The organism is Bradyrhizobium sp. Ses1 (genome assembly GCF_059512365.1).
Window position 1 is genome coordinate 45977 of sequence record NZ_JCAMOQ010000005.1, and the last position, 12854, is coordinate 58830.

Consider the following 12854-nt stretch of genomic DNA (forward strand, 5'->3'; position numbering starts at 1 on the left):
GGGGGCATTATCTCTCTGGAACCATGACAAACATAGAAGATCATTCCTACGCGAGATACTGAGCAATGAGACGGCCCGTGGTCGGCGTGATCGGAAACGCCCATCGCATCGAAGATCGTTTCACGGTTCAGATGGTTGGGGAGCGCAACCTGCGCGCGATCACCGATGTCGCCGGCGCTGTTCCGCTGATGTTCGCCGGTTCGCCCGAGATTACCGACGTCGGCGCCTTGCTCGACGTGGTCGACGGCGTGGTCCTGACCGGAGCGCGGGCCAATGTGCACCCGACCCGCTTCAAGTGCGAGCCGCATATCAGTCACGAGCCTTACGACATCCATCGTGACGAGGTTGCGCTGGCGTTGTCGGAAGCCTGCGTCGCGCGCGGCATTCCGCTGTTCGGCATCTGTCGCGGCCTGCAGGAGATGAACGTCGCCTTTGGCGGCTCGCTGCATCCCGAGATCCGCGAACTGCCCGGACGCATCAATCATCGCATGCCGCGGCTGGAGAATGGCGAGATCCATCCGGATCCGCTGGTCGTGTTCGCTGACCGGCATGACGTGACGCTCACACCGGGCGGCGTGTTCGCGAAGCTCCTGGGCTGCGAGACCATCCGTGTCAATTCGCTGCACGGGCAGGGCATCCTTGAGCCCGGCGAACGCGTCGTGATCGAAGGCGTCGCCGAGGACGGCACCATCGAGGCAATCCGCATCGCCGACGCGGCGGCCTTTGCGCTCGGCGTGCAGTGGCACGCGGAGTACGACCCGCAGCGCAACCCGATCAACAAGAAGTTGTTCGAGGCTTTCGGGGCAGCGTTGCGCGAACGGCAGCGCGCGGCGGCGTAGCTGCGTTGCTCGCCATGAGGGCGATTGGGTTCTGATTCATTGTCAAACAGCGATTGCGTAGGAGGGTAGAGCGAAGCGAAACCCATCGCGATGGAGCAAGTTGCGCGATGATGGGTTTCGCTTCGCTCTACCCATCCTACGATCCCGATGAACCTCGCACCGCTGTCGTCCCCGCCTAGGGCGCAATTGCGCCCGGGATCGGGGACCCATAACCACAGGAAAGTGTTGTGGCGCGAGCAAGCGGTTACAGCGGAGCACACGACAACGGCCTGGGGTTATGGGTCCCGGATCCCGGCTACGCCAAGAGGCTTCGCCGCGGCGCGCAAGCCCGGACGACGTGGGGTGGGGTTCTGATTCAAATTTCAAATAGCGTGAGGATGTGAGTCCGCATTCTCGCGGCGCTTTGCGTCCGAGCTTTGCTTCACTTTCCACCTCTCAGATCGTAGAGGGCGCAGGGAAAGCCGGGTGCTGGTTGCACCCGTGGGTCCCGTGCAACAAAAAGCACGGGGGTAGGACCACAGGTTCAACCGAAAACACTCCGGCTTTCCCTGCGCGATGGTTTTACGGCTTCCTTCGAGCTCTCCCCGGTGACCGGGCTTTCTTGCCACCGTCGCCCGCAGCAGTTCTTGCTGCTCGCGAGCTTAGCGCCAGCGTCGGGGCGCCAGGACCACACGACTTCGCCGTCCGCTGATGTCACGCTCGTCAGTCGCAACACCCGCGTCCACCGCATCTCACCGCAACGTTCGTGACGATCGCGAGCCGCCCCTCATCCGCCGTGAGACACGCGGAGTTAAATCACTGATTTGCCCGACGGCGAAAGCGGAATATTTTTCGCAGCAAGACTGGACAGACTTTTGGTGATTTGCCCCGTCGGGTTGTGACGCATTGCAGCAGCTAAGCTCGAGCTGCCGGCACGTCCTTTGCCCGGTCGTTGCGATCAGCGTCGACTTGCCGAACTGTTTCCGCTGCAGCGAGCGCCTTTTTGCGCCCGAGCTTCCGGACGACTGTATAAAAGGCTGGCGTAAACAAGAGGCCGAAGGCGGTCACTCCCAGCATTCCCGCGAAGACCGCCGTGCCGAGCGATTGACGCATTTCCGAACCCGCCCCGGTTGCGACCACGAGAGGTGCAACACCGAAGATGAACGCCAGCGACGTCATCAAGATCGGCCGCAGCCGCGTGCGCGCCGCGCTAACGGCGGCCTCGCCGGGCGTGGCGCCGGCTTCCTCGGTTTGCCGTGCGAATTCCACGATCAGGATCGCGTTCTTTGCAGCGAGTCCGACCAACACGACGAAGCCGATCTGCGCCAGCACGTCGATCGCCATGCCGCGCATCAAAAGTCCTGTCACGGAGGCGAGCAGGCACATTGGAACGATCATCACCACCGCGAGTGGCAGGTTCCAGCTCTCATATTGCGCAGCGAGCACCAGGAAGACGAACAAGGCGGCTGCGCCGAACACCAGCAAGGACGAGGTCCCCGGCTGTTGCTGCTGGAAAGCAAGCTCGGTCCATTCAAAGCCGATGCCTGGCGGCAGCACCTCGTGCGCCAGTTCCTCCATGCGGTGCAACGCGGTGCCGGTCGCGACGCCTGGCGCCGCGACGCCCATCACTTCAGCAGCGGGGAATAGATCGTAACGAGGCACGCGATAGGGTGCGTTCTCGGATTTCAACCGCGCCACCGTGCCGACCGGCACCATCTCGCCGGAGGCGTTGCGCGCCTTCAGCCGCGCGATGTCGTGCGGATCCTGGCGGAACGAGCCGTCGGCCTGCGCGATGACTTGGTAGGTTCGGCCGAGATAGTTGAAGTCGTTGACATATTGCGAGCCGAGATAGACTTGCAGGGTGTTGAAGACGTCGGTGGGCGTCAGCCCGACCTTCTCGGCTTTCTCCCGATCGATATCGGCATAAACCGAAGGCGAGCGCGTACCGAACAGAGTAAAGACGCCCGAGAAGCTCGGATCCTTGTTGGCGGCTGCGACCAGTGCCTGTGCCGCTTTCGACAGCGCCTCCGAGCCGAGACCGGCGCGATCCTGCAGCATCATCTTGAAGCCGCCAGCATTGCCGATGCCCTGCACCGGCGGCGGCGGGATCGTCAGCACATAGGCTTCCTGGATCACCGAGAGGCGCTTGCGCAGATCGGCGAGCACGCTCGGTGCGGTCAGGCCAGGCACATCATGGTTATAGAGCGATGGCAGGCCGGAAAAGATCGTGCCGGCGTTGGAGGCGATGGTGAAGGTGGTTGCATCCAGTCCTGCAAACGGCGCGACATGCTCGACACCGGGCGTGGTCATGATGATCTCGATCGCCTTCTTGACCACCGCCTCCGTGCGCTCGAGCGAAGCGCCGGGCGGCAGTTGCACGACGGTGATGAGATAGCCCTGATCTTGCTCCGGAATAAAGCCGGTAGGAGCGCGGGCGAATTGAAAGCCGGCCACGCCGATCAGCCCGGCGTAGACCACAAGCACGACGCCGGTGATCTGCACCAGCCGCCGCGTCAGCCGTCCGTAGCTCGTCGACAGCCACTCGAAGCCGAGATTGAACCGCGCAAATCCAGCTTGCACCAGCCGGGCGATCCATGGGCCGCGCGGCTTCTGGCCGTGCTCGTGAGCCTTGAACAACACCGCGCACAGGGCAGGGCTCAGGGTCAGCGAGACAAAGCACGAGATCAGGGTGGAGACGGCGATCGTGACCGCGAACTGGCGAAAGAACTGCCCGGTAATACCCGACAGGAAGGCGGAGGGCACGAACACCGCGCATAGCGTCAGCGCAATCGAGATCAGCGCTCCGCCGACCTCGTCCATTGTGACATGGGCGGCTTGGGCGGGCGTCATGCCGCGTTCGAGATTGCGTTCGACATTCTCGACCACGACAATGGCGTCATCGACGACAATGCCGACCGCGAGCACGAGGCCGAACAGCGACAGGTTGTTCAGCGATATTCCGAGCGCGTAGAGGAAGGTGAAAGTGCCGACCAGCGACACCGGGATTGCGATCACCGGAATGATCGCAGCGCGCCAGCTCTGCAGGAACAGGAACACGACGCCAACCACCAGGAGGATCGCGATGAAGATGGTCTTGATCACCTCGTCGACCGATTTGCCAACGAAAATGGTGGGGTCGTAAATGATCTTGTACTGGAGGCCGGGCGGGAAGTCCTTGCCCAGCTTTTCCATCGCATCGAGCACTTCGTGCTCGACGGCGAGGGAATTGGCGCCCGGCTGGGCGAAGATCAGGAGCGGCAGGCCCGGCTCGCGATCCATGTAGGCGGACGATCCATAATCGGAAGCGCCGATCTCGACGCGGCCCACATCGCGCAGCCGCGTCACGCGGCCCTCGTTATCCGACTTCAGGACGATGGCGGCGAACTGTTCTGGTGTCGAGAGCCGCCCAAGCGTCTGCACGTTGATCTGATAGGCCTGCTTGGAGGCGACCGGCGGCTGGTTCAGCACGCCCGCCGAAACCTGGACATTCTGGGCGCGCAGCGCGGCGAGCACCTCGCTCGCGTTCATGTCGTGCGCGGCGACCTTGTCGGGATCGAGCCAGATGCGCATGGCGTATTCGCGTCCACCTTGCATCTGCACGTCGCCGACGCCCGGCAGCCGCGCCAGCACGTCCTTTACGTGCAAGGTCGCGTAGTTCGATGTGTAGAGCAGGTCCCGCGACGAGTCGGGCGAATAAAGATGCACCGCGAGCAGGATGTTTGGCGTCGACTTGCGCACCTGAACGCCGAGCCGCTGGACGTCCTCCGGCAGCCGGGGAAGCGCATCCTGGACGCGGTTCTGCGTGAGCATCTGCGCGACGTTGAGGTCGGTCCCGATGCGAAACGTCACGGTGACGGTGAGCTTGCCGTCGCCAGTGGACTGACTGCTCATGTAGATCATGTTCTCGACGCCGTTGATCTGCTGCTCGAGCGGCGTCGCCACTGTGCGCGATACCGTCTCGGCAGATGCGCCGGGATAAGTGGTGGTGATCTGGACCGTCGGCGGCACGATCTCCGGATATTGCGCAATCGGCAGGATGGCGAGCGCGCCGAGGCCGATCAGCGTCAGGAAGACGGAGAGGACAGTCGCAAAAATCGGCCGGTCGATGAAGCTGTGGGTCACGGGGAAGCTCCTGTCTTCTCGGTCCTGGTTTTTAGCCTTTGCCGTTAACCTTGGCCGTCAACCTTGGCCGTCGGCGGCAGCGTCGTAGTGGATGACGCCGTCCTGCGGCGCCACCTTGGTGCCGGGAATGGCGCGTACCAGGCCGTCGATGACGACGCGGTCGCTCGCTTCGAGGCCCGACCGGATCACGCGCAATCCGCCGCGAAGATCGCCGGTGGTTACGATCTTTGGTTTCACGGTCGCATCAGGACCGACGGTCATGACCAGCCGCTGCGACTGGTCGAGCATGACAGCGGCGTCCGGCAACAGATAAACCTGCGTCGGCGGAGCGATCGCAACCCGCAGCCGTGCGAACTGGCCCGGCGCCAGGAACAGATCCGGGTTCGGTACGGTGGCGCGGGCATGGATGGTGCCGCTGGAGCGATCGAGCGCATTGTCGATGAAGTCCAGCGTGCCCTCGCGGATGAAACTGTTCTCGTCGCTGAGGCTGATCGCGACCTTGTTGGCGAGCGGACCGCCAACGCGGGCGCGCTCGCGCGAGAACGTCAGGAAATCCGATTCGCTCATGTCGAAATCGAGATAAAGAGGATCGAGCGAGACCAGCGTCGTGAGCAGCGTGGTCGGACTGGTTGCGGCACGGCTGCCCGCGACCAGGCTTCCGATCGAAACCTGGCGCGCGCCGATGCGCCCGGTGAACGGCGCCCGTACGCGGCAGTATTCAAGGTCGAGTTGCGCATCCCGCACCCGCGCCTTGGCGTCTTCGACCGCGGCCCGCGACGCATCCTGGTCGTTGGTGCGCTGGTCGACCGTCTCCTGCGTTGCGAACTCGTTGCGCTTGAGCGATTGCGCGCGCGAAAGCTGGTTGCTGGCAAGCGCCACGCGGGCCATTGCGGTCTCAAGCGCGGCTTGCGCCTGCGCCAACCTGATCTCGTAGGGCCGCGGGTCGATCACGAACAGCAGGTCGCCCTTGTGGACGATCTGGCCATCCTTGAAATGAATCTCGGTCAGGGTGCCACCCACCTGGGCTCGCAATTCAACGCGGTCGATAGCGGAGAACTGTCCGAGGAAACCGACCCTGGTATCGACCTCACGCTGCAAGGGCTGGCTCACCGTCACCGGCAGGGGAGGCGCTGACGCGGCCGCCTGGTCTGCGTTGCGAGGCGCGAAGCCCAGGTAAACAAGGAGCGCGGCAAGCACCGCTATTGCAGCGATTGCGGCCGTTCTCCATGTCCGCCGGCGCGGAGCCGGCGGCTTCAGCGGTTCTCGTTCAATGTTCGAATGATCGCTGATCTGATCCATGAGGCTACCATCAGTCCTTGCCATGCCGGCAGTTCGGCCGAAGCTCTGCCGGCCTGCCGAATCACACCGGCCAGTCCAGGTTTCGGGAGGAGGTCTCGCCAGGCAGTTATTTCGGAAGCGGATAAGTTGTGTTCGGGGTTGAAATTTGGAGGGGGAACTCCAATATGCTTCGCGAGATATAAACTTGGGGAGGCGCTGTTTAAGGATTTTTGGAGTGATGACACCAAAAATAAATCAAGGGAAGAAAATTCAGGCAAAGAACGCTCAGGACGAGAAGCGCGGCCGGGGCCGGCCGGCCGTATTCGACCGTGACGCCGCGCTGCAGGAGGCGATGAAGCTGTTCTGGGAGCGCGGCTATGAGGGCACGTCGTTCAACGACCTCATCGCCGCGATGGGGATCAGTGCGTCGAGCTTCTACAACTCGTTCGGCAGCAAGGAAGATCTCTATTGCGAAGCCACGCATTCCTTTCTCGAATGGTCCGGCCAATGGTTCTTTTCCATTCTCAACGATCCTTCAATCGACACCAGGACCGCGTTCGCTCGCCTGTTCGAGGCGACCGCAGAAGAGTTCACCCGCGGCGATCATCCGCTCGGCTGCATGATCTCGCTTGCGGGCACGCATTGCGCACCGGGAATGAAGAACATTCGCGACATGATGGCCGAGCATCGCGCTTTTTCTGAAGGCGCGATGGCTGCACGCATCCGAAAAGGCGTGATGGATGGCGACGTAGCCCGAGATGTCGATTGCGAAATGCTGGCCGCCTACTACAGCGCGGTCGCACGCGGGCTTGCGGTGCAAGCGCGCGATGGGGCTACGCGGACGAAATTGTCTGAAATTGGCCGGCTGGCCATGCGTGCGTGGCCGATGACAAAGAGTGACGATCACAGCTCGGCCGCGCTCGCCGCTGATCGGTCGCGCGAGGCCTGATCTATCGCCCACGATCAGATTGCGGCGGGCCGCGGAACGTAATCCATACGAACAAGGTCCACCGCGAAAGATTGCGGTAGACCTTGACGATTCTGCAGCACAGCTTGCGCGGCTGCCCGAATTACTTCTGCGCCGTTACCATCGGGCAAGCGCTGCTCGAGAGCGGCGGAAATGCGTCCTTGCCTTCGACGGTCGCGAGTATCCTGAAGACATCGGACGGGTCGGACACCTCGCTCGCCTTCTTGACCTCGGCGAGGTACATGTCGTGCACCATCAGGTTGTCGGCGCGAAGCTTGCCGTTTCGCGCGAAGGCATCATTGAAGGTGCGGCCCTGCAAATCCTTGACCACGGCGGCAGGATCCTTGGTGTTCGCGGCCTGGACCGATTTGATGTAGTTCAACGCGGACGAATACACGCCCGCCTGCATCATGCTCGGCGGCTTTCCCATCTTGGCGGCATAGCGCTTTGCGAATTCGCGCGTCCGGTCATCCATGTTCCAATAGAAGCCGATGGTCGCAAGCAGGCCCTGCGCGCTCTTCAGGCCAATGCTTTGGATGTCATTGACGTCAATCAAGAGGGCGATCATCCGCTGGCCGCCACTGGTGAGGCCGAATTCTTCCGCCTGCTTGATGCCGTTCTGAGTGTCCGCGCCGGCGTTCGCGAGTGCGATGACTTTCGCGCCCGAAGACTTGGCCGTCAGAAGGACCGAACTGAAATCCGCCGTATTGATCGGATGCGGCGCATGCCCCAGTGACTTCCCGCCGCCCTTGGTCACGACTTCCGTAACATCGCGCTCGAGCGCATGGCCGAAAGTGTAGTCAGCAACAACAAAGAACCACGTGTCGGCTCCACGCTTCAGCAACGCTTTCCCGGCTACGTTCGCGAGTGCGTAGGTATTGTATGTCCATTGGATGAAATTAGGAGAACATAGCTTTCCACTCAGATCCGCGGAGCCGCCCGCGGATGTGATGAACATCTTGTTTCGATCCTTGGCGAAGTTCTGGACCGCAATGCAGACTGATGACACCGGCACGTCGAGGATGACGTCGACGCCATCCTGATCGTACCATTGGCGCGCAATATTTCCGCCGAGGTCGGGCTTGTTCTGGTGATCGGCCGAAATCAGCTCGATGGGTTTGCCCAGGACGCTGCCGCCACACTCCTCGATCGCCAATTGGGCGGCCGCCACCGATCCCTTACCGCTATTATCTGCGAACAGTCCATTCATGTCCGTCAGGACACCGAACTTTAACGGCGTATCTCCGGCGGCGCGGACAATCGCCGGCGAGAAGACCGTGGCACCAAGGCCAGCGAGAAATGTGCGCCGTTTCATCTTTTCACTCCCTTTTTTATTTTGCTGCAGTTTGCGTTGTCACTCGCAGTTCTGCAAGTCATCCGTCAAGGGAAAGCGGGAGCAATCCACACAAGCGCCATCAGTCCCGCTGTTTGATGCGACCGATCCGCTGAGCAACACAAGTGAGGGGGATTGAATGAAGCGTGTCGCGAGCGGCTGTTCCTGCAGTGCGGTGCTTTGGCGCCTTGGCAACCATCCGCTCGGGGATTTGCATTTGCCGAGGAGGTTTCGATGGCCTCAGAATTCAACGTCGGCAACGCCGCTGACTATGAACAGCTCATGGGCCGTTGGAGCCAAAGGCTCGCGCCCCTATTCATTGGTTTCGCGGGGGTCGCCGACGGCGAAAAGATCCTCGACGTCGGCTGCGGGACTGGTAGCCTGACTTTCGCGCTCGCCAGGGCCGCCGGCCTCAGCGAGATTGCCGCGATCGACTATTCGCCGGTCTTTGTCGAGGATGCCATCCGCCGCAACACCGATTCGCGGATAGATATCCGGCAAGCCGATGCCTGCGCGCTGCCCTTCGAAAGCGACACGTTCGACCGCGCCTTGGCGCTGCTCGTGCTTCACTTCGTTCCCGAAGCCGGCAGCTGATGATCCGCATGGATTACCTCAGCTTCGACGACTACTGGGCGCCGATTGCCCAGGCGAAGGGCCGCTCGGCAAATACATGGCAACGCTCGACGCTGCCGAGCGCGGCCGCACCAGCGCCGCCGTGCACGATGCCTACGAGGCCGGCCGGCCCGACGGTCCGAGATCGTTTGCGAACGTCGCGTGGGCCTGCCGAGGTGTCGTTCCTTAGGGCACGTACTCATAAATCCGGCTCCGAAGATCAGGGTGCGTATGATGTCCGTTGTACGCCTGATAGCGGCGCGATAGCGGATCTCACCAGAGGTCCGAGTTGGGCCACAAGGAGACCTCACGTCCGGTAGACGAAACTTGAGGGCGCCCGACAAGCCAGCGACGTGCGCTGCCATGGGCTAGCTTGCGCCGAGCTTTTCATGGTGGCTGAGGGCACTTCGCAAAGAAACGGCTAACCACATTGCGACGGCTGCAGAGGGGAGGCATGGAAAGGTCAATCAACCAATGATAGCGTCTGTATCCCTAGATCAACCAAAGGGAACTGCCGTGCCTGGAATGACCAAGCTTCGCTCTTGGTTTCTGCCCGCCGCTGTGTGGATCGTTCTCGTTGGAGCTTTCTTCGCCTGGTTTACGCTCACAGCACGCGGCGGTACGCCGGTGAGTCTGATCGTGTCCTGGTTGCCGTTCCTGGCGCTGATCGGCGTTTGGCTGTGGTTTTCGCGCAGGAATGGGCGTGCATCATCCGGAGCGAGTTGGGTCGATCTCTTCGAACAGCAGGTTGTAGAAACCCAACGCACGAACGCATTGCTGGAGAGGATCGCGGCGGCTCTCGAAAAGCAGTCTGCGGGTTAGAGCTCGAACGCTGGCGCATCGTGGGGAGGAACGATATGCGCTTGGCGATTTCCGCGCATCTCTGGCTGGTTGCGTTGACACTCGCAACGACCGCTGCCGTCATCCGGCCCGCGGCAGCGGACGATCGACAGGACTGCTTGCACGGATCGAAGGAAACCGCTGAAACGACCATCGCCGCCTGTACCCGCGCGATCGAAAGCGGCGACTACGATGACCAAGATCTGTCCAGCTTGTATCATGCGCGTGGCTATTCCTGGTCGTGGACAAGCGTCGCCGATCGCGTCGACCGCGCTTTGAACGACTACAACGAGGCGATCCGGCTCGAACCGAAAGCCGCCGGCTCACTGCTCAACAGGTCGCGCATCTACAACCAGCGGCAAGACTACGATCGGGCGATAGCGGACGTGAACCGGGCGTTCGAAAGCGGTCTGTCGGACTACGGAAAACGGGTCGGACACGGCGAGCGCGGGGACGCCTATCAGGCCAAGGGCGACAACGACCGTGCCATCGCCGACTATACCGACAGCCTCGAGCTCGATGCGAACAACAATGTCGCCCTCACCGCCCGCGGCAATGCCTACTATAGCAAAGGCGACCTCGATCGCGCCATCGCCGACTACGACCAGGTGATCGCGCGCGACCCGAAATATGCGGTCGCCTATTACAACCGTTCCCTCGTGTACAGGGCAACGGGTGACCTCGATCGCGTCGTCGCCGACTGCAGTCAGGCGATCGCACTCTATCCGAGATACAGGGACGCCTACTATAACCGCGGCTACGCTTATCAAGCCAAGGGCGATCTTGACCGCGCCATCGCCGACTACGATCAGATGATCGCGCTCAATCCGAACGATAGCGACGCCCATAGCGGTCGCGCCAGCGCGTACCTGTCCAGGGGCGATTTCCGCCGTGCCATCGCGGACTTCGGTCAGGGGCAGGTGCTATCGTGGCTCGCCACGATAGGCCTCTTCGCGGTGGCGGGCTGGCTTTGTTCCCGATTAGATGTGCATGCGCGCAGACGCTGGTCCGGCCGGACGATGATCGAGATGTGCGAACAACAGATCGTCGACATGAAGCACAGGAATGCCGCCCTGGAGAAGATCGCGGTGGCTCTGGAGAAGCACTCGTCGGGTTAGCTCGGGTTTCCCGCAGGACGGTCAGGCGCAACTTGTTGCCGATATTCGTGTCCGGCGGCCCAGCCGTGTGCGCGGCGGCGGTTTCCTCAGGACATTTCCGACAGTGAGCCGGTATGTGTGAAGAAGACTAGATGCCGAAAATTGATACTGTGCGCTAGACCTGTCAGTGACCGCTTCGGGTCCAAAATGCGAATAACTCAATCTGAGCAAATCTAATCTGCTATACTCCACACTCCGGCCTTCGACGCGCTGTGCGGGCACTTCGCCGACGGGCCAATTGCAGAAGTGCACGAGTTCTCAATTGCGAGACAGCGCCAAGTCAAGCGTGAGGGAAACCACTACTAGAGTGAGAATCAATAGCCCGAAAATTGATTTGGTCACCGCGCTCTTCCAGTCGGTAACGACCCGCCCCAACCACAAAATGGCAGGCAGGGATGAACAAACGGCCACGCCGACAGCCGGAGCATGCGCATCGCGCGAAAGACCCAATGGTAGCTTTAGCCCTATGTAAATTAAGAACGCCCCCATATAGATCGACCACGCAACCCAGCAAACCGAGAGCGCTTCCTCCAATGACAACTTTCGACCGAAGAAGCATTTTGGATGCAACACCATGAGCACGGACGCACCCAGCACAGCAAGAACGCCCCACCAAACCGGATCAACGGGAGTCACACTTGGTCCTCACCGATCGCCGCCACGATGATCGTGGCCGCCTTGATGGGCCAGCGGGGAACTGCCATTCCGGACTCGATGTGGGCTTTCTTACGCAGGGTTGGCATGTCCCTTGAGCATTGTTGCAACGCGCCAGCCGAGCCACATCGAAACGCGCACCGGTACCAACCCGATCACGTGAACGAAGCCAAGAAGCAAGAGCGCTCCTTGCGGCTGAGCAGTCATGCTTTCGAACCGGCGCATGCCAACGAAAAAAGATTCGATGATCAAAATCGACGCGAACAAACTTACTAAAAGCAGTTCAGCCGACCAAATATAGGTCCGAATGCTCGCATTGGCCAATTGCAGCCGCCAACCCAACGCAAACCCTGGAATGATCGTATAGCAGAGCATCACCGCCCAGCCAAAGAGAACTGGCCAAACAATGTAACAGCCCCAATAGGTAACCACAAATACGAGCTCCACGGGCATGGGCCTCGCGAAATTGTACTTAACGGTTTGAGAGCCTATGATAGTGGTAGAAAGGCTCAGCACAATGGGGGAAGCGATATTTGGTTTATTGCAGGTTGTGGCTTGGTCACCGGCAAACGGTTGCTTCCGTGGGTGTCAGGCGGTCGAGTGATCCTTATGCCGCAGAATACTTCATCCGAGCCGTTCCGGCTTGCTCCTTACAAGCGGCTGCCGAACGGCCAGATTGGCGTAGACCTTGATTGTTTCGCGCCGATCGCTGCACTGTTCTACCTTCTCGCAATCGTAGGATTGTGCAGTCTCTTTCTGTGACACTTCCCGATCCGCGATTACATCGCTAGTACGTGACGTGGTTGGTTGCACTTTGCCGGAAGTCCGGTTGGGGTCACGAGCGGTATGCGCTGGTTAAGCAGAAGATTTTCGCGGGGTCGTCAGAAGCTGACATCTATGCCTTTATGAGTGCATGCCCTACTTCGGAATCCGACGAGCTGTCGCGAAGATAGTATCTTATGGAAGCTCTTTGATGTGGCCGCTGCAATCAACAACGAGCGATACGACTTTGCCGTTCTTCGTGGCCTTGAAAGTAGTAATCTTTCGGGATTTCATTTCCCGGATTTGCGAAT

General features: G+C 60.9%; 9 protein-coding genes and 1 pseudogene. 5 read left to right on the forward strand and 5 right to left on the reverse strand.

Translation table 11 applies throughout. From position 1 onward, the window contains the following. Window positions 1–65: 65 nt before the first annotated feature. Window positions 66–839 carry a gamma-glutamyl-gamma-aminobutyrate hydrolase family protein gene (locus AC5ZG5_RS08545; protein ID WP_456642317.1) on the forward strand — a complete coding sequence of 258 codons (774 nt, stop codon included), beginning with the start codon at window positions 66–68 and terminating at the stop codon, window positions 837–839. A gap of 894 nt (window positions 840–1733) precedes the next feature. On the opposite strand, the gene AC5ZG5_RS08550 is transcribed toward AC5ZG5_RS08545, so the two are convergent. Together AC5ZG5_RS08550 and AC5ZG5_RS08555 are read right to left on the reverse strand one after the other, a co-directional pair. Continuing rightward, complete coding sequence (locus AC5ZG5_RS08550; protein WP_456642318.1) at window positions 1734–4940, reverse strand: efflux RND transporter permease subunit; 3207 nt, start codon at window positions 4938–4940, stop codon at window positions 1734–1736. 57 nt (window positions 4941–4997) lie between these two features. After that, a complete protein-coding gene (locus AC5ZG5_RS08555) occupies window positions 4998–6239 on the reverse strand; it encodes an efflux RND transporter periplasmic adaptor subunit (RefSeq protein ID WP_456642319.1) in 1242 nt (413 codons plus the stop codon). Window positions 6240–6456: 217 nt separating this feature from the next. Here AC5ZG5_RS08555 and AC5ZG5_RS08560 point away from each other — a divergent pair, with 217 nt between their 5' ends. Next, window positions 6457–7167 carry a TetR/AcrR family transcriptional regulator gene (locus tag AC5ZG5_RS08560; RefSeq protein ID WP_207231053.1) on the forward strand — a complete coding sequence of 237 codons (711 nt, stop codon included), beginning with the start codon at window positions 6457–6459 and terminating at the stop codon, window positions 7165–7167. A 121-nt stretch (window positions 7168–7288) separates the two neighbouring features. Here the strand turns inward: AC5ZG5_RS08560 and AC5ZG5_RS08565 are convergent, their stop codons facing one another. Continuing rightward, window positions 7289–8500: an ABC transporter substrate-binding protein gene (locus AC5ZG5_RS08565; RefSeq protein ID WP_456642320.1), complete on the reverse strand. Its 1212-nt coding sequence runs from the start codon at window positions 8498–8500 to the stop codon at window positions 7289–7291. Window positions 8501–8752: 252 nt separating this feature from the next. Between AC5ZG5_RS08565 and AC5ZG5_RS08570 the strand changes: the two are divergent. The 3 genes and pseudogenes from AC5ZG5_RS08570 to AC5ZG5_RS08580 all read left to right on the forward strand — a co-directional run bounded on the left by AC5ZG5_RS08570 (window position 8753) and on the right by AC5ZG5_RS08580 (window position 11088). After that, window positions 8753–9320, forward strand: a pseudogene (locus tag AC5ZG5_RS08570) (class I SAM-dependent methyltransferase). Window positions 9321–9655: 335 nt separating this feature from the next. Beyond that, window positions 9656–9952, forward strand: coding sequence for a hypothetical protein (locus AC5ZG5_RS08575; RefSeq protein WP_456642321.1), 297 nt, complete (start codon window positions 9656–9658; stop codon window positions 9950–9952). A 35-nt stretch (window positions 9953–9987) separates the two neighbouring features. Further along, window positions 9988–11088: a tetratricopeptide repeat protein gene (locus AC5ZG5_RS08580; RefSeq protein ID WP_456642322.1), complete on the forward strand. Its 1101-nt coding sequence runs from the start codon at window positions 9988–9990 to the stop codon at window positions 11086–11088. Between the two features lie 297 nt (window positions 11089–11385). On the opposite strand, the gene AC5ZG5_RS08585 is transcribed toward AC5ZG5_RS08580, so the two are convergent. Beyond that, window positions 11386–11763 carry a hypothetical protein gene (locus AC5ZG5_RS08585; RefSeq protein ID WP_456642323.1) on the reverse strand — a complete coding sequence of 126 codons (378 nt, stop codon included), beginning with the start codon at window positions 11761–11763 and terminating at the stop codon, window positions 11386–11388. 90 nt (window positions 11764–11853) lie between these two features. Beyond that, entirely contained in the window at window positions 11854–12234 is a 381-nt protein-coding gene (locus tag AC5ZG5_RS08590; RefSeq protein WP_456642324.1) for a hypothetical protein, read from the reverse strand. Between the last annotated feature and the right edge of the window lie 620 nt (window positions 12235–12854).